This window comes from Pseudomonas sp. PDNC002, from assembly GCF_016919445.1.
In the GTDB taxonomy this organism is placed as follows: Bacteria; Pseudomonadota; Gammaproteobacteria; order Pseudomonadales; family Pseudomonadaceae; genus Pseudomonas.
In genome coordinates, this window is the sequence record NZ_CP070356.1 from 4117421 (window position 1) to 4137045 (window position 19625).

Consider the following 19625-nt stretch of genomic DNA (forward strand, 5'->3'; position numbering starts at 1 on the left):
ACGAGGCGCCTGTCTGCGCCTCTCATGCTGCGAAAGACTGAACGGTGTCCGGCTGCGCCGCGTCCTACGGCTATCCACCGAGCGAGGTCCGCCATGCCTGCCCGCGCCACGCTTCCCCGCTTCGGCATAGAGGAAGAGTTCTTCCTGATCGATGCCGACAGCCTGGACCTCAGCCGAGCCGTCCCCCTGGGGTTTTCCCATGCCTGCCGTGGTGTGCTCGGCGACGAGGTGGCGGAGGAACTCTTCGAGTGCCAGTACGAACTGGTGAGCCCGGTGCTGCGGAACCTGCACTCGGCCGCCGCCTTCCTCGCCGACCGCCGCCAGCGCCTGCGCGTGATCGCCCGCAGCCATGGTCTGGAAACGCTCTGCGTTGCCGCCCATCCGTTCACGCGCCTGCATCGCCAGGCGCCGGCCTACCGGCCTCGCTACCGCCAGCTGTTCGTCGAGGAAGGCCAGGTGGCGCGGCAAAGCCTGCTCAGCGGGTTGCACGTGCATGCCGAGGCGAAGGGCGTGGATCGCGTGAAACTGATGAACCGCGTGCTGCCCTGGTTGCCGTTGCTGCTGGCGCTGAGCGGTTCGTCGCCTTTCTGGGGCGGACGCGATACCGGGTTGGCCAGCTATCGCCAGTCACTGTGCGGCGAGTGGCCGCGCATGGGCGTGCCGCCGTACTTCACCGGGGAGGCGGCCTGGCAGCGTTATGTCGGCCTGCTGCTGCAATACGGCCTGATGGGCGAGCCCGGGCATGCGTGGTGGTTTCTGCGCCCGTCGGCGCGCTATCCGACGCTGGAGTTACGGATCACCGATGCCTGCCCACGCATCGACGATGTGCTGTGCATCGCGGGCCTGTTTCGCCTGTTGGTGGCACAGGCCGGCGAGGCGAAGGATCCAGATGATTGCCATTGGCAACGGGCGCTGCTCGCGGAGAACTTCTGGCAGGCGAGACGACACGGATGCGCGGCGCGCTTCCTGGTGGAGGACGACCACCTGGTGACCGCGTCGGGGTGGCTGGCGATGGCGCGCAGGGCCTGCTCGGCGTTTCTCGACGCGGAGGGCGAACGGGTATTCGACTGGGCAGCGAAGATCATCGAGGAGGGCAACAGTGCCGAGCGCCAGCGGGCGGTCTATCGGCAGGTATGCCGGAGGGGTGGTTCGGAGCGTGACGCCCTGCGCGCGGTGGCGCGGCACCTGATGGTGGAGAACCGGCGGCCACCCGACTACTCGGACTGACGGCGGCCGCCGGGGGTACGTTTTCTCTCTTATTGCGACCCGTCGTTCAGGCCGTCCTGGTGGGCGGCGGACAGGTGTGGCTCCTGCCGGCTGTCCTCCGGTTCGATGTCGACCAGCTCCTCCAGGGCCTCTTCGCGGGTCACTTTCGGGTCCGGATCGGGGGTGTCGTGTGGGGTCTTCATGGAGATGCCCTCACTTTCCAGCCATCGCCCGCAGGCGCGAGCCGGCCACCACCACCTTGCGTGGCCGATGCGTCGGGTTCACCGGGACGAAGGTCTGCAACTCGATGCGTTTGAGGAACCAGTCGACGTTGTCTTCCTCCAGCGGGCCCTCGATGGTCATCAGGTCGCGGCGAATACGTTCGACCAAGTTGTTCAGCAGCACGCCATTGCGCTGTTCCTCCTGCTGGATGACGCGGGACATCAGACGCTTGCCGGATGCGTTGCGCAGATTGATCAGCAGGGTGCCGTCGGGGCGGCCGACGAATTGCGGGCGATAGTCGGTGAACAGGTTGCTCAGATGTTCGATGGCAGTGTCGCGGCAGCTGGACATGGAATTCCCTCCCAGGGGTGGTTGAAGCCAAGGGCGGCTGGAGCAGGGAACGTTGCATCAGCCGTTCCAGGTCGGGAGAAACTGTCTCATCGGCTTAACAGGTTGTAATTGCTGGCATTCCGCGAAACGTGCTGGCCCATGGACATGAGCAATCTGCAAGGTTGCGCGGCAAACGGGCTGGATATTGCACGGGCGCGGGGGCGGCGGTGGATGGGCGACCTTCCGTCCGAAATCCCCGGCGATGGTGTGGAGCCACGCCCGACAGCGCGCCGTACGGTGACTGGCTATTGGCACGATCACCGGCGCTGGGCGTGGCCGCCGGGCGAATGGCCACCATTTCGCTCCTGTGCACGCGGGCTAGGGTGGAGGCTGGGAAGGGAGGTGGCCATGACGCAATTCCGACGCCTGGACGTGGAGGCCGTACTGCACGAAGCCTATCCGCTGTTCAGCTTTTCTTGCTGCCGGGAAGCCGGCGGCCGCTACTCCATCAGCCTGGGCAGCCAGTTGGCGGCGATGCCGCGCACCACGGTGGTCGGCATCCACGGCAACGAGCTGTCCACCGCGATCCGTGTACGTAGCCTCGGCATGGAGCTGATCAACAGCTTCATCGACCAGTAGTCTCCCGCGGCGTGGCGCGATGCCACGACCCATCGGCGAAAAACCTGAACTCCTGCGCCGTGCTTTGGCTCAACCGGCTGAATGCACCGGTGAACCATTGCATCGGTGAACCATTGCACCGGTAAACCATTGCACAGGAGAACGTCGCCATGACCGAACCTCGCCAGCAGCACATCGAAATCGACGACACCGAAGACCGCATGGGCAGCGTGCGCGAACTGGACTTCGAGAAAGAACCCGAAGGCCGTATCGGCGACGAGCGCTCGCCGGAGGACGTGGAGCGCGAGTTTCCCGCGAAGCGGCGTCGCGAAATGGGCCTTACCGGCGGCGAGACGCTGGGCGACAGCGCCGTGGAGGATGGCGTGAGCATGGATGACCTGGCGCCGGAGACGCTGATCGACGAGGACGGCACCGAATCCCCGCTCGATCCGGCCGACGCCCGGCCGGCGGATCGCGACCTGCGCATTGTCCGTGGCAGCGAGATCGGCGCGGGCGGCGGCCTCGACGAGGCGGAGGAGGGGCGTGTGCATCCGCTGGACGGCAAGCCCTGGGACGAATCCGACCCCGACGAGGAGCAGTGACCCATGGCTCGCGCGCAGGCCGCGAGCGCCAGCCTGTTGGGCGAGTACGCCCGCAAGCGCGACTTCAGCGGCACGCCGGAACCCAGTGGCGCCGCGCCGGCTAGCCACGCCGGGGAGCATGCCTTCGTGGTGCAGAAGCACGACGCCAGCCACCTGCACTATGACTTCCGCCTGGAGCTGGATGGCGTGCTCAAGAGCTGGGCGGTGCCAAAGGGCCCGTGCCTGGACCCGAGCGTGAAGCGCCTGGCCATCGAAGTGGAAGATCACCCGCTGGACTATGCGCGCTTCGAAGGGCATATCCCCGAAGGGCACTATGGCGCCGGGGACGTCATCGTCTGGGACGAGGGGCGCTGGACACCCATCGGTGATCCGCACCAGGGACTGAAGAGCGGGCACCTGAAGTTCCGTCTCGACGGCAGCAAGCTGGCCGGCAGCTGGAACCTGGTCCGCACCCGTATGGCCGGCCGCCAGCCGCAGTGGTTCCTGATCAAGGGGCGTGATGCCGAGGCGCGGGATTACCCACGCTTCGACATCCTCAACGAGGCACCGCTGAGCGTGGTCAGCGGGCAGCCGCTGCCCAGCGAAGCCAAGGCCGGCACGCCGGCAGCATCGGCTGGGACGGTGAAGAAAACCGCGAAGGCGAAGTCAGCTACAGCGAACAAGGCGGGCAAGGCCAGGCTGCCCGCTGCGCTGTCCCCGCAACTCGCCACCCTGGTGGACGCGCCGCCGCCCGGCGACTGGCGCTATGAGATCAAGATCGACGGCTATCGCCTTCTCGCGCGCATCGACGCCGGCAAGGTCAAGCTGCTGACGCGCAATGGCCACGACTGGTCGAAGAAACTGCCGGAGCTGTGCGAGGCACTGGCCGGGCTGCCGCTCGAGTCCGCCTGGCTGGATGGCGAGATACTGGTGATGGACGAGGAGGGCCGACCGGACTTCCAGCGCTTGCAGAATGCCTTCGATGCCCAGCTCTCCAGCGACATCCACTACACCCTGTTCGACCTGCTCTGGCTCGATGGCGTGGACTACCGGAACACGCCGTTGGAAGAGCGGCGCGGCGCCTTGCAGAAGGCATTGCGCGGCAACCACAACGAACGTCTGCGCTACTCCGAAGACTTCAGCGACGATCCACGCAGCATTCTCGACAGCGCTTGTCGCCTGGGCCTGGAAGGGCTGATCGGCAAGCGCGCCGGCAGTGTCTACGTGGAGAAACGTTCCAGCGACTGGATCAAGCTCAAGTGCAAGCGCCGCCAGGAGTTCGTCATCGTCGGCTACAGCGAGCCCAAGGGTTCGCGCTCGCATTTCGGCGCGTTGCTGCTCGGGCTGCACGGCGCCGACGGAGACCTGCGCTACGCCGGGAAGGTCGGCACCGGTTTCAGCGCGGCGAGCCTGAAGGCCATCCACCAGCAGCTCGAACCGCTGCGGCGCAAGACCTGCCCGCTGGCGCAACCGCCAACGGGCGCCGACGCCAGGGGCGTGACCTGGTTGCGCCCGGAGCTGGTGTGCGAAGTGGCGTTCGCCGAGATGACCCGCGAAGGCCTGGTGCGCCAGGCGGTGTTCCATGGCCTGCGCAGCGACAAGCCGGCCGAAGCCATCGTCGAGGAGAAGCCGAAGAAGGCCGCCGCCACGGGGAAGACCGTCAAGTCCGGCGCTGCGACCGCGCTCGGCAATACCCTGGAAGGTGTGACCATTACCCATCCCGAGCGGGTGATCGATCCGGCCAGCGGGCTGCGCAAGATCGACGCCGCGCGCTACTACGCCAAAGCCGCCGAACGCATGCTGCCATGGCTGGCCGACCGGCCGGTGTCGCTGGTCCGCGCCCCGGACGGCGTCGTCGGCGAGCAGTTCTTCCAGCGCCACGCCTCACGGACCGAAATCCCCGGCGCGGAGCAGCTCGACCCGGTACTCGACCCCGGCCACGCGCCGCTGCTGCGCATCGCTTCGGCCAAGGGGCTGGTGGGTGCGGCGCAGATGGGGGCGTTGGAATTGCACACCTGGAATGCCGCCATCGATGACCTGGAGAAACCCGACCGTTTTGTCCTCGACCTGGACCCGGACCCGGCGCTGCCCTGGCAACGGATGATCGAGGCCACCCAGCTGGCCCTGACGTTGCTCGATGAACTGGGGCTGGCGGCCTTCCTCAAGACCAGCGGCGGCAAGGGCATGCACATCCTGGTGCCGCTGCAGCGCCGGCATGACTGGGACGAGGTGAAGGACTTCGCCCACGCGATCGGCAAACACATGGCGCAGTTGATGCCGGATCGCTTCAGCGCCGTATCCGGGCCGAAGAATCGGGTGGGCAGGATCTTCATCGACTACCTGCGCAACAGCCGTGGTGCCAGCACCGTCTGCGTGTGGTCGGTGCGTGCGCGGGAGGGCTTGCCGGTGTCGGTGCCGATCAGTCGTGACGAACTGCCCGGACTCAAGGGCGCCAACCAGTGGACCATCGCCACTGTCGACGAACGCCTGGCTGCCACCGATCCCTGGGCGGACTGGGCCAAGACCCGGCAGCGTCTGACCCGCACGATGCGCGAGCAGCTCGGGAAGTAGCGATGACGGTGGGCGGCGGCCCTGACCGCCGCCCACCGCGCCGGGATCAGCGCTGGTAGCGGCTCAACGCACAGGCCGCGGCGAGCACGCCGGCGGCAGCGGCCAGGATCGCGGCGGTCTGCCAGGGATGCTCGCCGACGTATTCGCCGCTGGCCCGAACCGCGCGACGACCGCGCTGGACGAGATGCTGGCTGGTCTCGCGGCTTTCATCCACGAGATCCCGCAGTTTCGCCTTGAACGCCGGCAGGTCCTCGGCGGCCATATCGCGGCCGCTGGCCAGCAGGCTTTCCAGGTCGTTCACCAGGGATTGCAGTTCTTCTATGCCGCTGTTGCGGGAGGTGGGGAACCATCGGTAGCTGCCCATGGGTGTCTCCTTGTGGTTGGGTGAATGCGTGTGGGGTTTCAGGACGCCGTGCGCAGCGCATCGATCAGCTGCTGCTTGCGCATGCCCGAGCGTCCGGCGATGTGGCGGGTGCGGGCGCGGTTGAGCAGTTCCGCCTTGGTCATCGACTCCAGCGACGGGTCGGGGCGCGGCACGCCCTGCTTGGTGGCCACCGCGCGGCGCGCCGAGGCTTTGCGCGCCGCGCTCTTGGCGGTCGCGCTTTTCTTCTGGCCGGAGCCGCCGGTGCGTTCGCCGCCGCCGGATTGCTTGTTCACCGTGGCCCAGGCACGGGCCTCCGCTTCGCCCTTGGAAACGCCGCGTTCCTCGTAGCTTTCCTCGATGTGCTCGGCCTTGCGCTTCTGCTTGTCGGTGTACTTGTCTTTGCTACCCCGTGGCATGGCGGTTCTCCTGTGGCTGCTGGTCGTTCTCCGCCCGGCATGGCGACGCGCATGCGCAACCACTCCGCCGGGCAGGTTCTATTCGGGAGAAACCGCTCGTCGCTGAGCGTTCAGCGATTCTGATGAACGGGCCCTGCCGCCAGGGGAAAAGGTCTGAACTCATCGTTTTCGCTGAGGACAGATGCACTGGGGCATGTCGCGGCCGGGTCAACTGGTCGGGGCGTGCCCGGCAATCCCCAGGTTTTCGCGACCATCACAGGAGACGGCAATGGCCCTGGACAGCGTTCCCGATCAGTCGGAAGTCGAAACCTTCAAGCACGCCGTGCTCACCCGCCTGCGCTACGCCGTGGGCAAGGACCCCGCCGAAGCCTACGACCACGACTGGTTCGAAGCCGTGGCCCTGGCCGCGCGCAAGTACCAGGTGGACAACTGGGAAGAGACCACCCGCGCCATCGACCGCAGCGATCGCAAGCACGTCTACTACCTGTCGCTGGAGTTCCTCATCGGGCGTTTGCTGATCGACAACCTGAGCAACCTCGGGTTGCTGGAGGTGGCGCGCCAGGCGCTGTCGGAACTTGGCGTGGACCTGGAGCGCATCCGCCTGCTGGAGCCCGACGCGGCCCTGGGCAACGGCGGCCTCGGACGGCTCGCGGCGTGCTTCATGGAGAGCATGGCGACCCTCGACATTCCCGCCCACGGCTACGGCATCCGCTACGAACACGGCCTGTTCAAGCAGGTGATCGGCGATGGCTGGCAGCAGGAACACACCGAGACCTGGCTGGATTTCGGCAACCCCTGGGAGTTCGAGCGGCCCGAGTGCAGCTTCAGCGTCGGCTTCGGCGGCAGCGTGTACAGCGAGCCCGACGCCCACGGCGTGGAGCGGCAACGCTGGGAACCAGCGGAGCGCGTGCGCTCGGTGGCCTATGACATGCCGGTAGTGGGCTGGCGCGCGGCCAGCGTGAATACCCTACGGCTGTGGCGCGCCCGCGCCGAGGAAACCCTGCGCCTGGACCGCTTCAATGCCGGCGATCACCTGGGCGCCGTCGCCGACACCGTGCGCGCGGAGAGCATCTCGCGGGTGCTGTATCCGGCGGACAGCACCGAAGCCGGCCAGGAACTGCGCCTGCGCCAGGAATACTTCTTCGTCAGCGCCTCGCTGCAGGACCTGATGCAGCGCCACCTGGGCAAGGGCGAGGACGTATTCGGCCTGCCCGAGCGGGTCGCCATCCAGCTCAACGATACCCACCCGGCCATCGCCGTCGCCGAGCTGATGCGCCTGCTGCTGGACGAACGCAGCCTGGATTGGGAAGACGCCTGGACGCTGACCGTGGCGACCCTGTCCTACACCAACCACACGCTGCTGCCCGAGGCGCTGGAATCCTGGCCGGTGGGCCTGATGGAGCGCCTGCTGCCACGGCACATGCAGATCATCTACCTGATCAACGCCTTCCACATCGATGCGCTGCGGGCCAAGGACATCCATGACTTCGCCCTGTTGCGCTCGGTGTCGCTGATCGAAGAAGACCATGGCCGCCGGGTGCGCATGGGCAACCTGGCATTCCTCGGCTCGCACAGCGTCAACGGCGTCTCGGCGCTGCACACCGACCTGATGCGCGAGACCGTGTTCCGCGACCTGCACCGGCTCTACCCGGAGCGCATCAGCAACAAGACCAATGGCGTGACCTTCCGCCGCTGGCTGTTCCAGACCAACCCCGAGCTGACCCGCCTGCTGGTGGAGAACCTTGGTGACGAAGTGCTGGACGCTCCCGAGAAGTGCCTGCCCGAACTGGCCAGCCTCGCGGAGAAATCCTCGGTGCGACAGCGCTTCGCCCAGCAACGGCGCAACGCCAAGGAACGCCTGGCGGCACTCATCGAGGAACGTCTGGGCGTGCGGGTCGATCCGGATGCGCTGTTCGATGTGCACGTCAAGCGCATCCACGAGTACAAGCGGCAGTTGCTCAACCTGCTGCACACCGTGGCGCTGTACCAGGACATCCGCAATGACCCGACCACCGATCGCGTGCCACGGGTGAAGATCTTCGCCGGCAAGGCCGCACCGAGCTACACCGTGGCCAAGTTGATCATCAAGCTGGCCAACGACATCAGTCGCATGGTCAATGGCGATCCGACGGTGCGCGGGCGGCTGAAGGTGGTGTTCATCCCCAACTACAACGTCAGCCTGGCGGAATCGATCATCCCGGCCGCCGACCTCTCGGAGCAGATTTCCACCGCTGGCCTGGAGGCCTCCGGCACCAGCAACATGAAGTTCGCGCTCAATGGCGCGCTGACCATCGGCACCCTGGATGGCGCCAACGTGGAGATGTGCGAACGCATCGGCGCGGAGAACATGTTCATCTTCGGCCTCAAGGCCAAGCAGGTGGAGGCGCGCAAGCGTGCCGGCGACCTCGCGATGCACCACGAGATCGCCGCCTCGCCGCGCCTGCAAGAGGCGCTGCTGGCGATCAGTTCCGGGGTCTTCTCGCCGGACGATCCGCAGCGCTACACCGCTCTGGTGGACGGCCTGCGTCACGACGACCGCTTCCTCGTCTGCGCCGACTTCGATGCCTACTGGGACGCCCAGGAGAAGGTCGAGCAGCTCTGGCGCAAGCCGGCCCGCTGGTGGAAAGCCTCTATGCTCAATACCGCACGGGTCGGCTGGTTCTCATCGGACCGCACCATCCGCGAGTACGCGAATGACATCTGGAAGGTGCCGCCGGGCAACGACTGACGGCGCTACCAGAAGCCTCCGGCGTGGCGGCTGGAGGCGTAGTCCAGGTGCAGGGCGAACGAGCTCTGGAAGAACGCCAGCAGGCGCGTATCGAGCACCATTTCGTTGAGCGAGGCGAGCGAGCCGATCACCTGCTGCACATCGCCATCACTGTCGCCGCAGCGGTTCTCGTGGCACAGGCGCTGGGTGCGCGGGTCGGCGCTGATGCGGCAGACGCACTCCGCTGCGTGGCAGGAATGGCGGACCTTGAGGGTCAGCTCCGGCAGGTCCCGGCGGCCTTCCAGGAGCTCCACGCTGCACTCCAGGCCGTGTTCGCGGGCGAATTCGCTGGCCCGTGCGAAGGCTGGCAGGGCCACCTCCAACAGGGCGCTCTGGTACTCGTTGGCGAAACTCTCGGGATCGACGCTCATCCGTGGTCTCCTGTGCGGGTGAAACGGTACCCGGCGCGCGGACAGCCGGGGGTTGAGTGATGGACCACGGCCGGCGCGAGTTGCGCGACGTTTCCGGGGATTTTCCGCCGAGCGGTTGACTCGACGCGGAAATACAGCAAACCAATTCGCTGGCCGGCGGGTCTGCACCCTTAAGAGGGATTGTGGAGCCCGCCATGGATACGCTGGAACGCATCTGGGCCACGCTGGTGGCCGAGTTTTCCGATCTGAACGACGTGGAGCAGATCACCCGCGCGTCGCTGCGCCTGTCCCTGGCCGTGGCGCTGGGCGGCGTGCTGGGTTACGAGCGGGAAAGCCAGGGCAAGGCCGCCGGACTGCGCACGCACATGCTGGTGACGCTGGGCGCGGCGTTGTTCGTGATGGCGATCGGCGAAGGCGGCGCGCAGCACGATGCGGTCAGCCGGGTGATCCAGGGGATCGCCGCCGGCATCGGCTTTCTCTGCGCCGGCACCATCCTCAAGGGCGGCCGGGTCTCGGAGGTCAAGGGCCTGACCACCGCCGCCGGGCTTTGGCTGAGCACGGCCATCGGCATCAGCGTCGGTCTCGGGCATTCCGCCACGGCGGTGCTCGGCACGCTGCTCGCGCTGCTGGTCCTGCACATGCTGCCGCGCTGGCTCGAACGCAACCAGCCGGAACGCAACGAACTGGAAGACAACAAACTGGAACGCAACCAGCTGCAAGGCCGCCCCAACGAACAGCGGGAGGACCGCGATGTTCCGTGAATTTCCCCACGCCTGCGCCTGGACCGATGCCATGGCCGAGGCGGGTTGCTACACCGGCCTGATCGAGTACCAGGTCACCCGCGAGGGTGCGCCGGTCGAGGTGCTGTGGGTCTACTCGCCGGGCAGCCGCTCGGCCGCTGAGGCGGAAGCGCAGGCCCAGCGCATGCTCGAACGGGTGTGCGATATCGATAGCGAAGGCCGCGTGCATTTCGACGATGGCGTGACACTGCAGGAGGACTGCCCATGGCCCGTGTGATCTGGAAAGGCGCCATCAGCTTCGGCCTGGTGCACATCCCGGTGGCGCTCAACAGCGCATCGCGCAGCAGCGGCACCGATTTCGACTGGCTGGACGACCGCAGCATGGAGCCGGTCGGCTACAAGCGGGTGAACAAGGTGACCGGCAAGGAGGTGCCCAAGGAACATATCGTCAAGGGCGTGGAGCTGGAAAAGGGCCGCTACGTGGTGCTCAGCGAAGAGGAAATCCGCACGGCGCGCCCGGAGGCGACCCAGACCATCGACATCCTGCAGTTCATCGAACGCAGCGAGATTCCCGTGGCGTTCTACGACTCGCCCTATTACCTGACGCCGGAAAAGCGCGGCGAGAAGGTCTACGTGCTGCTGCGCGACACCTTGAAGAAAACCGCCAAGGCCGCTGTCTGCCAATTGGTGATGCACAGCCGCCAGCACCTGGCGATGCTGCGCGAGGAGGGTGACGCGATCCTGCTGATGACCCTGCGCTGGCCGGCGGACGTACGCGACGTCGACGAGCTGCCGCTGGCCCTGGGCAAGGTCAAGCTGGACAAGCGCGAGGCGGAGATGGCCGAACGCTTGGTCAAGGACATGAGCGGCAGCTGGCAGCCGGAGGACTACGAGGACAGCTTCAGCGAGGAAATCCATCGCCTGGTCGAGCAGAAGGCGGCCAAGGGCAAGCTGGCCGAAGTACCGCAGGTGGAGGCCAAGGGCAGCGGCGAGGGCGCCGACATCATCGACCTCACCGAGCTGCTCAAGCGCAGCCTCAAGGGCGACGGCAAGAAAGGCGCTCCGGCCAAAGGTGCCGGTACGGACAAGCCCGCGCCCAAGCGCAAGACGTCCTGAGCATCGTCTGCAGACCGCTGGCGCAATTAGCCTGAACTTGCGCCAGCGTCGTCGTTCCCAATCCCTGTAGCGAGCAATCCATTCGAGCGGCACGCCCAGTGCGTGCCCACCGCAGCGAGGAGGGCGCCGCGATGGAACGGGAGAATCCGGCAGACAGGGCCGAAGCCGCCGCCAATGAGGCGCGGGTCGTGATCGAAGACGTGGAACCGCGTCTGGAAAGTGGGCGTTTTGCCGCCAAGGCGCTGCGCAATCGCCCCTCGCGCATTCACGCGCGCATCTTCAGTGATGGCCATGACCGCCTGGCGGCCGAAGTGGCCTGGCGCGAAGGCAAGGGCAGCCCCTGGCAGAAAGTGCCGATGCAGCCGCTGGGCAACGATCACTGGGAAGCGCACATTGCGCCCACCCGCGTCGGCCGCAGCGAATTTGTCGTGCTGGCGTGGATCGACAGCTATGCCAGCTTCCGCCACGACCTGGAGAAGAAGTACGCCGCCGGGCAGGTGGTCGACCTGGAGTTCCGCGAAGGCATCGAGTTGCTGCGCGACGTCCTGCTGAACGCGCCGGTGGACTGTGAAGCGGAGCTGGCGCAGATCGTCCGCGACCTGCAGCAGCAGGAGGAGCGCGCGGCGCGCTTCGCGCTGTTCATGGCGCCGCGCACCCTGGATGTCATGCAGCGCGCCGAGCACCGGCCGCACCTCACCCGCAGCCTGACCTTCGAGCTGGACGTGGAACGCGAGCTGGCCGAGTTCGCCAGCTGGTACGAACTGTTTCCCCGTTCGGAAAGCCCCGTCGAGGGTCGGCACGGCACCTTTGCCGACGTGCACCGGCGCCTGCCGGACATCGCCGCCATGGGCTTCGACGTCCTCTATTTTCCTCCCATCCACCCCATCGGCCGCACCCACCGCAAGGGCCGCAACAACAGCCTGCAGGCGGGCCCGGACGATCCCGGCAGCCCCTATGCCATCGGCGGCGAGGAGGGCGGGCACGAGGCGGTGCACCCGCAATTGGGCACCCTGGAGGACTTCCGCGAACTGGTGGACGCTGCCCGCGAGCACGGGCTGGAGATCGCACTCGACTTCGCCATCCAGTGCTCCCCCGACCATCCCTGGCTGCGCGAGCATCCCGGCTGGTTCAGCTGGCGCGCCGACGGCAGCATTCGCCACGCGGAAAACCCGCCGAAGAAATACGAGGACATCGTCAACGTCGACTTCTATGCGCCCGACGCCATCCCCGACCTCTGGCTGGGGTTGCTGCGGGTGGTGCTGGGCTGGGTGGAGCAGGGCGTCAACCTGTTCCGCGTCGACAACCCGCACACCAAGCCGTTGCCGTTCTGGGAGTGGCTGATCGCCGAGGTGCGCCGTGAACACCCGCAGGTGATCTTCCTCGCCGAGGCCTTCACTCGCCCGGCGATGATGGCGCGGCTGGGCAAGGTCGGCTTCAGCCAGAGCTACACCTACTTCACCTGGCGCAACACCAAGGCGGAGCTGGAGGAGTACCTCACCGAGCTGAACGAGCCGCCGCTGCGCGACTGTTATCGGCCGAACTTCTTCGTCAACACGCCGGACATCAATCCGTACTTCCTGCAGCGCTCCGGGCGCGCCGGTTTCCTCATCCGTGCGGCGCTGGCCACCATGGGGTCCGGGCTGTGGGGCATGTATTCGGGGTTCGAGCTGTGCGAGGCGGAGCCGGTGCCGGGCAAGGAAGAGTACTTCGACTCCGAGAAGTACCAGCTGCGCCAGCGCGACTACCACGCGCCCGGCAATATCGTCGGCGAGATCACCCGGCTCAACCGTATCCGCCGGGAAAATCCGGCGTTGCACAGCCACCTGGGCTTCCAGGCCTACCCCGTGTTCAACGACAACATCCTGTTGTTCGGCAAGCGCACCGCCGACCTGGCCAATTTCATCCTGGTGGCGGTCAGCCTCGACCCGGAGCACGCCCAGGAGGCGGACTTCGAGCTGCCGCTGTGGGAATTCGGCCTGCCCGATGACGCGGCCATGGGCGGCGAAGACCTGATGAATGGGCACCGCTGGACCTGGCACGGCAAGCGCCAGTGGATGCGCATCGAGCCTTGGCACCTGCCATTTGGCATCTGGCGCCTGCATCCCGAGCAATGACTTCCAGGAGCGCGACCATGGCCAAGCGCAAGACCCGCCCCTTTCTCGATGACCCGCTCTGGTACAAGGATGCGGTCATCTACCAACTGCACGTGAAGTCCTTCTTCGATGCCAACAACGATGGCATCGGCGATTTTCGCGGGCTGATGGAGAAGCTGGACTACATCGCCGAGCTGGGTGTGAACACCCTCTGGCTGCTGCCGTTCTACCCCTCGCCACGGCGCGACGACGGCTACGACATCGCCATGTACAAGGGCGTGCACCCCGACTACGGCACCCTGGCCGATGCCCGGCGCTTCATCGACGCGGCGCACCAGCGCGGCCTGCGGGTAATCACCGAGCTGGTGATCAACCACACCTCCGACCAGCATCCGTGGTTCCAGCGTGCGCGGCGGGCGAAGAAGGGCTCGCAGGCACGCAACTGGTATGTCTGGTCCGACGATGACAGCAAGTACGACCAGACGCGGATCATCTTCATCGACAGCGAGCAGTCCAACTGGACCTGGGACCCGGTGGCCGGGCAATACTTCTGGCACCGTTTCTATTCGCACCAGCCGGACCTCAATTTCGACAACCCGCAAGTGCTGCGCGCCGTGCTCGGGGTGATGCGCTACTGGCTGGACATGGGTGTCGACGGCCTGCGCCTGGATGCCATTCCCTACCTGATCGAGCGCGACGGCACCAACAACGAGAACCTTCCCGAGACCCACGTGGTGCTCAAGCGCATCCGCGCCGAGCTGGATGCGCACTATCCGGACCGCATGCTGCTGGCCGAGGCCAACCAGTGGCCGGAGGACACCCGGCCCTATTTCGGCGCCACCGGGCCGGAAGGCGGGCCGGGGGACGAATGCCACATGGCCTTCCACTTCCCGCTGATGCCGCGCATGTACATGGCCATCGCCCAGGAAGACCGCTTCCCGATCACCGACATCCTGCGCCAGACGCCGTCGATCCCGGACAACTGCCAATGGGCGATCTTCCTGCGCAACCACGATGAGCTGACCCTGGAAATGGTCACCGACGACGAGCGCGACTACCTCTGGAACTACTACGCCGCCGACCGGCGCGCGCGCATCAACCTGGGCATCCGCCGACGCCTGGCACCGCTGGTGGAACGCGACCGGCGGCGCATCGAGCTGCTCAACAGCCTGCTGCTGTCCATGCCCGGCACGCCGACCCTGTACTACGGCGACGAGATTGGCATGGGCGACAACATCTACCTCGGCGACCGCGATGGCGTGCGCACGCCCATGCAGTGGTCGATGGACCGCAACGGCGGGTTCTCCCGCGCCGACCCGGCCAGCCTGGTGCTGCCGCCGATCCTCGATTCGCTGTACGGCTACCAGAGCGTCAATGTCGAGGCCCAGGCACGCGATCCACATTCGTTGCTCAACTGGATGCGCCGCATGCTCGGCGTGCGCAAGCAGCAGAAAGCCTTCGGGCGCGGCAGCATCACCATGCTGTCGCCGCTCAACCGGCGCATCCTCGCCTACCTGCGGCAGTACCGGGCGGACGCCGGTAACGGGAACGGAAATGGCAGCGGGAACGGCGAGGAGGGCCCGCAGGAGGACAGCATTCTCTGCGTCGCCAATCTCTCCGGCGCCGCCCAGGCGGTGGAACTGGATCTCTCGGCCTTCGATGGCCGCGTGCCGGTGGAAATGCTCGGCGGCTCGTCGTTCCCGCCCATCGGCCGCATGACCTATCTGCTGACCCTGCCGCCCTACGGCTTCTACTGGTTCTATCTGGCCGACAGCCAGCAGATGCCCAGCTGGCACGTGAAGCCGGTGCAGCGCATGCCCGAGTTGCCGACCCTGGTCCTCGCCCAGCGCCTGGAGGAGGTCATGCACGGCACGCCGCGAGAGCTGCTGGAGAGCGACTCGCTGCCGCGCTATCTGCCCAAGCGCCGCTGGTTCGGTGGCGGCTCGCTGGATGCCGGTAGCGCCCGATTGCTCTACGCGATGCCGCTGGAAGACGGCGATGCCGCGCCGATGCTGGCGGAAGTCGCGGTCAGTGGCGCCGACGGCGCCGAGCACTACCAGTTGCCCCTGGCCGCCGTGCCGGAAAAAGGCAGCGCCGGCCACGACCTGCCCCAGCAACTGGCGCTGGCGCGCTTGCGCCGCGGTCGCCGGGTCGGCTTGCTCACCGACGGCTTCAGCCTGCCGCGCTTCAGCCGCCTGATCCTGCGCCTGTTGCGCGAGACCTCGACGCTGCACGGGCCGGCCGGCGAACTGCAATTCCTGCCGCTGCCGGGCATCACGCACTACAGCGAGATCGACGACGAAGCGGATATCCGCGTGCTCGGCGTCGACCAGTCCAACAGCTCCGCGCTCATCGGCAATCGCCTGCTGCTCAAGCTGTTGCGCCGCGTGTTCCCCGGCGTCCACCCGGAGGCGGAAATGGGCGGCTACCTGAGTCGGCGCGGCTTCGCCAACATCGCACCGCTGCTGGGCGAGGTCCGCCGCATCGACGCACACGGCCAGCCGCACACGCTGATGCTGTTGCAGGGCTACCTGAGCAACCAGGGCGATGCCTGGAGCTGGACGCTGAACCAGTTGGAGCGCGCCATGCGCGATGGCGTGCTGCCTAACGCGGAATCTCCCGATCCGCAGTTCGACGTCGTGGAAGAGCTGCGCCTGTTTGCCGGCCGCCTCGGCCAGCGCCTGGGCGAGATGCATCACTTGCTGGCACAGGCCACCGACGAGCCGGACTTCGGCGTGCGGCGCAGCGCCGCCAGCGACAGCGAGAACTGGTCGCGCAGCATCGGCGCGCAGATCGAACAGGCGCTGCAAGCGCTGGCGGAAACCCGAGGCAGCTTCGACGAGCGCGGCCGGGCGATGGTCGATTGGCTGCTGGAGCAACGCGACGAGCTGCTGCAGACCGTGGGCAACCTGGCGCGCCTGGCCGAAGGCGGGGTGATGATCCGCGTTCACGGCGACCTGCACCTGGGGCAGGTACTGGTGGTGCAGGGCGACGCCTACCTGATCGACTTCGAGGGCGAGCCCAACCGTCCGCTGGCCGAGCGCCGGCAGCGCCACAGTCCGCTGAAGGACGTCACCGGCGTGTTGCGCTCCTTCGACTATGCCGCCGCCATGGCCCTGCGCAGCGCCCAGGGCACCGAGGCGCCGGCCGAGGTGCAGGCGGCCCGTGGGGAGCTGGCCTTGCGTTACCGTCACGAATCCCGCGATGCCTTCCTCCAAGCCTATCGCGCGGCGGCGGCCGATCTTCCCCACGAATGGCATGGACGCGAAGGCGAGGGCGCGGCACTCGCCTTGTTCAGCCTGGAGAAGGCCGCCTACGAAGTGCTCTACGAAGCCGGCCATCGTCCCGACTGGCTGGAAGTGCCACTGCAGGGACTGTTCGAACTGGCCCGACATCTACTCGGAGGACGCACATGACCCTGCGCAGCGATCTGGACCACCTGCAGCGTGCCGATCACGCCGACCCCTTTGCCTTCCTCGGGCCGCATCGCGACGCCGAGGGTGGCCTGGTGCGCGTCTGGCTGCCCGGCGCGCTGGCGGTGGAGCTGCTCTCGGCGCAGGACGAGGTCCTCGGCGCCATGCAGCCGGTGGACGCCAGCGGGCTGTTCGTCGCGCGCCTGGACAGTGGCGCAGCGTACCGGTTGCGCATCCACTGGCCGGAGCACGAACAGGTCAGCGAGGACCCGTACGCCTTCGGCCCGTCGATCAGCGAACTCGACCTCTACCTGTTCGCCGAGGGCAATCACCGCCAGCTCGGCAAATGCCTGGGCGCGCAGCCGATGACGATCGACGGCGTGCCCGGCGTGCGCTTCGCCGTATGGGCACCGAATGCCCGGCGTGTTTCGGTGGTGGGCGATTTCAACGGCTGGGATGGGCGCCGGCACGTCATGCGCCTGCGCTACCCGGCCGGGGTCTGGGAACTGTTCGTCCCCCGCCTGCAACCGGGCGAAGTGTACAAGTACGAGCTGCTCGGCGCCGACGGCGTCCTGCCGCTCAAGGCCGACCCGCTGGCCCTGGCCACCGAGATGCCGCCGGCCACCGGCTCGCGCGTGCCCGACCCTGCGCCCTTCGAATGGCAGGACCATGAGTGGATGCAGCGGCGCCCCGAGCGCCAGCGCAGCGACCGGCCACTGTCGATCTACGAGCTGCACGCCGGCTCCTGGCAGTGGGTGGAGAATCGGCCGCCGAGCTGGGACGAACTGGCCGACCGGCTGATCCCTTACGTCAGTGACCTGGGATTCAGCCATATCGAGCTGATGCCGATCATGGAGTATCCCTTTGGTGGCTCCTGGGGTTACCAGCCGCTGTCGATGTTCGCACCGACCGCGCGCTATGGCAGTCCACGGGATTTCGCCCGCTTCGTCGACCGCTGCCACGGCGCCGGGATCGGCGTGATCCTCGATTGGGTGCCCGCGCATTTCCCCACCGATGCCCACGGCCTGGCGCATTTCGACGGCACCGCGCTGTACGAATACGCGCACCCCTTCGAGGGCTTCCACCAGGACTGGGATACCTACATCTACAACCTGGGCCGCACGGAAGTGCATGGCTTCATGCTCGCTTCGGCGCTGCACTGGCTGCGCGAATACCATGTCGACGGCCTGCGGGTGGATGCGGTGGCCTCGATGCTCTACCGCGACTATTCGCGCAAGGACGGCGAGTGGATTCCCAACCGCCACGGCGGCCGGGAAAACCTGGAGGCCATCGAGTTCCTCAGCCATCTCAATGCCGTGGTGCGCAGCGAAGTGCCGGGGGCGCTGGTCATCGCCGAGGAATCCACCGCCTGGCCCGGTGTGAGCCGGCCCACCGAGGAAGGCGGGCTGGGGTTCGCCTACAAGTGGAACATGGGCTGGATGCACGACAGCCTCGCGTATATCCGCGAGGACCCGATCAACCGTGGCTTCCATCATCACAAGCTGACCTTCGGGCTGCTCTATGCCTTCTCCGAACACTTCATCCTGCCGATCTCCCACGACGAGGTAGTGCACGGCAAGGGCTCGCTGCTGGGCAAGATGCCCGGCGACCGCTGGCAGCAGTTCGCCAACCTGCGCCTGTACCTCGCCACGATGTGGACCCATCCGGGCAAGAAGCTGCTGTTCATGGGGTGTGAATTCGGCCAGTGGCGCGAGTGGGATCACGACGGGCAACTGGACTGGTACCTGCTGCGCTACGCCGAACACTTCGGCACTCAGGCGCTGATCCGCGAACTGAACCGGCTGCTGCACGAGGAACCATCGCTGCACGCCCTGGACGACCGCGCGGAGGGCTTCCACTGGTTGATCGGCGACGACCAGCGCAACAGCGTCTTCGCCTGGTTGCGCCTGGCCGGCGATGGCGCGCCGCTGCTGGTGGTGCACAACTTCACGCCGATCCCGCGCCCGCACTACCGCGTCGGTGTCCCGGTCGCCGGGCACTGGCAGGTGCTGCTCAACAGCGACGCCGACACGTTCGGCGGCTCCGGCGCCGGTAGCCGCGGTTCGCTGGAAAGCGAGCCGCACGAGTCCCATGGACAGATTCAGTCCGTGGCGCTGGACCTGCCGCCGCTGGGCTGCCTTATCCTGCGGCCGGAGGGTTAGGGGCGCGCAGCCCCGTTCAAACGGCCGGGGCTTGTGCCTCGGCGCGCAGGGCCTCGATCACCGAGCGGCGCGCGCCGATGGTCTCGCGGTGCCGGCGAATGGCAGGGAAAGCGCTGAGGTCCACCCGCAAGTGCTCCGACCAGCCCATCACGGTGAACAGGTAGGCGTCGGCGATGCTGAAGCCTTCGCCGAATGCATGGCCGCTGTCGCTCAGCGTGCGCTCCATGAAGCCCAGGCGTTTCGCCAGCTTCTCGCGCAGCAGCGCTTTCACCGGTTCTGCAATCGCCTCGCTGAACAACGGGCTCATGCCGGCGTGCAGTTCGCTGCCGATGAAGTTCAGCTGCGCCTGCAACTGCGTGCGTTGCAGGGTGCCATTGGCGGGCGCCAGGCCCGCTTCGGGCCGCAGGTCGGCGAGGTACTGTAGAATCGCCGCGCCCTCGGTGAGCACGTTGCCGTCCTCCAGTTCCAGCGCCGCCACGTAGCCTTTCGGGTTGATCTCGAGGAAGTCGCGTCCATCGGCCGTGCGCTTGGTCTGGTTGTTCACCCGGACCGGGGTGAACGGCAGTTCCAGTTCGCGCAGGACGATGTGGGGAGCGAGGGAGCAGGCGTTGGGGGCGAAGTAGAGTTTCATCGGGTCTGGCCCTGTTCGGAATGG

General features: G+C 67.0%; 17 protein-coding genes. 11 read left to right on the top strand and 6 right to left on the bottom strand.

All coding sequences use genetic code 11. The features are described from left to right. Positions 1 to 93 precede the first annotated feature (93 nt). On the top strand, positions 94 to 1227 hold the full coding sequence (locus tag JVX91_RS18870) for a carboxylate-amine ligase (RefSeq protein ID WP_205335697.1): 1134 nt from the start codon (positions 94 to 96) through the stop codon (positions 1225 to 1227). Between the two features lie 29 nt (positions 1228 to 1256). Here the strand turns inward: JVX91_RS18870 and JVX91_RS18875 are convergent, their stop codons facing one another. Together JVX91_RS18875 and JVX91_RS18880 are read right to left on the bottom strand one after the other, a co-directional pair. Beyond that, positions 1257 to 1409, bottom strand: a complete 153-nt coding sequence (locus JVX91_RS18875; protein WP_205335698.1) for a hypothetical protein — start codon at positions 1407 to 1409, stop codon at positions 1257 to 1259. A gap of 10 nt (positions 1410 to 1419) precedes the next feature. Continuing rightward, entirely contained in the window at positions 1420 to 1779 is a 360-nt protein-coding gene (locus tag JVX91_RS18880) for a DUF3509 domain-containing protein (RefSeq protein WP_205335699.1), read from the bottom strand. Positions 1780 to 2166: 387 nt separating this feature from the next. Here JVX91_RS18880 and JVX91_RS18885 point away from each other — a divergent pair, with 387 nt between their 5' ends. From JVX91_RS18885 to ligD, 3 genes are all read left to right on the top strand, one after another. Further along, positions 2167 to 2397, top strand: coding sequence for a hypothetical protein (locus JVX91_RS18885; protein WP_205335700.1), 231 nt, complete (start codon positions 2167 to 2169; stop codon positions 2395 to 2397). Between the two features lie 149 nt (positions 2398 to 2546). After that, positions 2547 to 2978, top strand: coding sequence for a phosphotransferase system, HPr-related protein (locus JVX91_RS18890; protein WP_205335701.1), 432 nt, complete (start codon positions 2547 to 2549; stop codon positions 2976 to 2978). A 3-nt stretch (positions 2979 to 2981) separates the two neighbouring features. Beyond that, on the top strand, positions 2982 to 5528 hold the full coding sequence (gene ligD / locus JVX91_RS18895) for a DNA ligase D (protein ID WP_205335702.1): 2547 nt from the start codon (positions 2982 to 2984) through the stop codon (positions 5526 to 5528). 46 nt (positions 5529 to 5574) lie between these two features. Here the strand turns inward: ligD and JVX91_RS18900 are convergent, their stop codons facing one another. Together JVX91_RS18900 and JVX91_RS18905 are read right to left on the bottom strand one after the other, a co-directional pair. Next, complete coding sequence (locus tag JVX91_RS18900) at positions 5575 to 5892, bottom strand: DUF883 family protein (protein ID WP_205335703.1); 318 nt, start codon at positions 5890 to 5892, stop codon at positions 5575 to 5577. 38 nt (positions 5893 to 5930) lie between these two features. Further along, positions 5931 to 6308: a Rho termination factor N-terminal domain-containing protein gene (locus JVX91_RS18905; protein ID WP_205335704.1), complete on the bottom strand. Its 378-nt coding sequence runs from the start codon at positions 6306 to 6308 to the stop codon at positions 5931 to 5933. A gap of 268 nt (positions 6309 to 6576) precedes the next feature. Between JVX91_RS18905 and JVX91_RS18910 the strand changes: the two genes are divergently transcribed. After that, positions 6577 to 9036, top strand: a complete 2460-nt coding sequence (locus JVX91_RS18910) for a glycogen/starch/alpha-glucan phosphorylase (RefSeq protein WP_205335705.1) — start codon at positions 6577 to 6579, stop codon at positions 9034 to 9036. A 5-nt stretch (positions 9037 to 9041) separates the two neighbouring features. Here JVX91_RS18910 and JVX91_RS18915 read toward each other — a convergent pair whose 3' ends face one another. Next, a complete protein-coding gene (locus JVX91_RS18915; protein WP_205335706.1) occupies positions 9042 to 9446 on the bottom strand; it encodes a hypothetical protein in 405 nt (134 codons plus the stop codon). 194 nt (positions 9447 to 9640) lie between these two features. Between JVX91_RS18915 and JVX91_RS18920 the strand changes: the two genes are divergently transcribed. From JVX91_RS18920 to glgB, 6 genes are all read left to right on the top strand, one after another. Continuing rightward, entirely contained in the window at positions 9641 to 10207 is a 567-nt protein-coding gene (locus JVX91_RS18920; RefSeq protein ID WP_240201619.1) for an MgtC/SapB family protein, read from the top strand. Next, positions 10197 to 10463, top strand: coding sequence for a hypothetical protein (locus tag JVX91_RS18925; RefSeq protein ID WP_205335707.1), 267 nt, complete (start codon positions 10197 to 10199; stop codon positions 10461 to 10463). Before JVX91_RS18920 ends, JVX91_RS18925 begins: the two co-directional genes overlap by 11 nt. Continuing rightward, the gene (locus tag JVX91_RS18930) at positions 10451 to 11302 is read left to right on the top strand and encodes a Ku protein (protein WP_205335708.1); all 852 of its coding nucleotides are present in this window, start codon (positions 10451 to 10453) and stop codon (positions 11300 to 11302) included. Before JVX91_RS18925 ends, JVX91_RS18930 begins: the two co-directional genes overlap by 13 nt. A gap of 131 nt (positions 11303 to 11433) precedes the next feature. Continuing rightward, a complete protein-coding gene (locus tag JVX91_RS18935; protein ID WP_205335709.1) occupies positions 11434 to 13416 on the top strand; it encodes an alpha-1,4-glucan--maltose-1-phosphate maltosyltransferase in 1983 nt (660 codons plus the stop codon). Between the two features lie 17 nt (positions 13417 to 13433). Continuing rightward, positions 13434 to 16811, top strand: coding sequence for a maltose alpha-D-glucosyltransferase (gene treS / locus JVX91_RS18940; protein WP_205335710.1), 3378 nt, complete (start codon positions 13434 to 13436; stop codon positions 16809 to 16811). After that, positions 16808 to 18970: a 1,4-alpha-glucan branching protein GlgB gene (glgB, locus tag JVX91_RS18945; RefSeq protein WP_205335711.1), complete on the top strand. Its 2163-nt coding sequence runs from the start codon at positions 16808 to 16810 to the stop codon at positions 18968 to 18970. The genes treS and glgB overlap by 4 nt, the downstream gene beginning before the upstream one ends. 16 nt (positions 18971 to 18986) lie before the next feature. Here glgB and gstA read toward each other — a convergent pair whose 3' ends face one another. Continuing rightward, positions 18987 to 19601: a glutathione transferase GstA gene (gstA, locus tag JVX91_RS18950; RefSeq protein WP_205335712.1), complete on the bottom strand. Its 615-nt coding sequence runs from the start codon at positions 19599 to 19601 to the stop codon at positions 18987 to 18989. Positions 19602 to 19625: the final 24 nt, after the last annotated feature.

Bases quoted from the DNA above. Each gene is read 5' to 3' on its own strand.
- JVX91_RS18870 (WP_205335697.1), top strand. From the start codon at position 94: ATGCCTGCCCGCGCCACGCTTCCCCGCTTCGGCATAGAGGAAGAGTTC.
- JVX91_RS18885 (WP_205335700.1), top strand. From the start codon at position 2,167: ATGACGCAATTCCGACGCCTGGACGTGGAGGCCGTACTGCACGAAGCC.
- JVX91_RS18875 (WP_205335698.1), bottom strand. From the start codon at position 1,409: ATGAAGACCCCACACGACACCCCCGATCCGGACCCGAAAGTGACCCGC.
- glgB (WP_205335711.1), top strand. From the start codon at position 16,808: ATGACCCTGCGCAGCGATCTGGACCACCTGCAGCGTGCCGATCACGCC.
- treS (WP_205335710.1), top strand. From the start codon at position 13,434: ATGGCCAAGCGCAAGACCCGCCCCTTTCTCGATGACCCGCTCTGGTAC.
- JVX91_RS18930 (WP_205335708.1), top strand. From the start codon at position 10,451: ATGGCCCGTGTGATCTGGAAAGGCGCCATCAGCTTCGGCCTGGTGCAC.
- JVX91_RS18890 (WP_205335701.1), top strand. From the start codon at position 2,547: ATGACCGAACCTCGCCAGCAGCACATCGAAATCGACGACACCGAAGAC.
- gstA (WP_205335712.1), bottom strand. From the start codon at position 19,601: ATGAAACTCTACTTCGCCCCCAACGCCTGCTCCCTCGCTCCCCACATC.
- JVX91_RS18935 (WP_205335709.1), top strand. From the start codon at position 11,434: ATGGAACGGGAGAATCCGGCAGACAGGGCCGAAGCCGCCGCCAATGAG.
- JVX91_RS18900 (WP_205335703.1), bottom strand. From the start codon at position 5,892: ATGGGCAGCTACCGATGGTTCCCCACCTCCCGCAACAGCGGCATAGAA.
- ligD (WP_205335702.1), top strand. From the start codon at position 2,982: ATGGCTCGCGCGCAGGCCGCGAGCGCCAGCCTGTTGGGCGAGTACGCC.
- JVX91_RS18925 (WP_205335707.1), top strand. From the start codon at position 10,197: ATGTTCCGTGAATTTCCCCACGCCTGCGCCTGGACCGATGCCATGGCC.
- JVX91_RS18920 (WP_240201619.1), top strand. From the start codon at position 9,641: ATGGATACGCTGGAACGCATCTGGGCCACGCTGGTGGCCGAGTTTTCC.
- JVX91_RS18880 (WP_205335699.1), bottom strand. From the start codon at position 1,779: ATGTCCAGCTGCCGCGACACTGCCATCGAACATCTGAGCAACCTGTTC.
- JVX91_RS18905 (WP_205335704.1), bottom strand. From the start codon at position 6,308: ATGCCACGGGGTAGCAAAGACAAGTACACCGACAAGCAGAAGCGCAAG.
- JVX91_RS18915 (WP_205335706.1), bottom strand. From the start codon at position 9,446: ATGAGCGTCGATCCCGAGAGTTTCGCCAACGAGTACCAGAGCGCCCTG.
- JVX91_RS18910 (WP_205335705.1), top strand. From the start codon at position 6,577: ATGGCCCTGGACAGCGTTCCCGATCAGTCGGAAGTCGAAACCTTCAAG.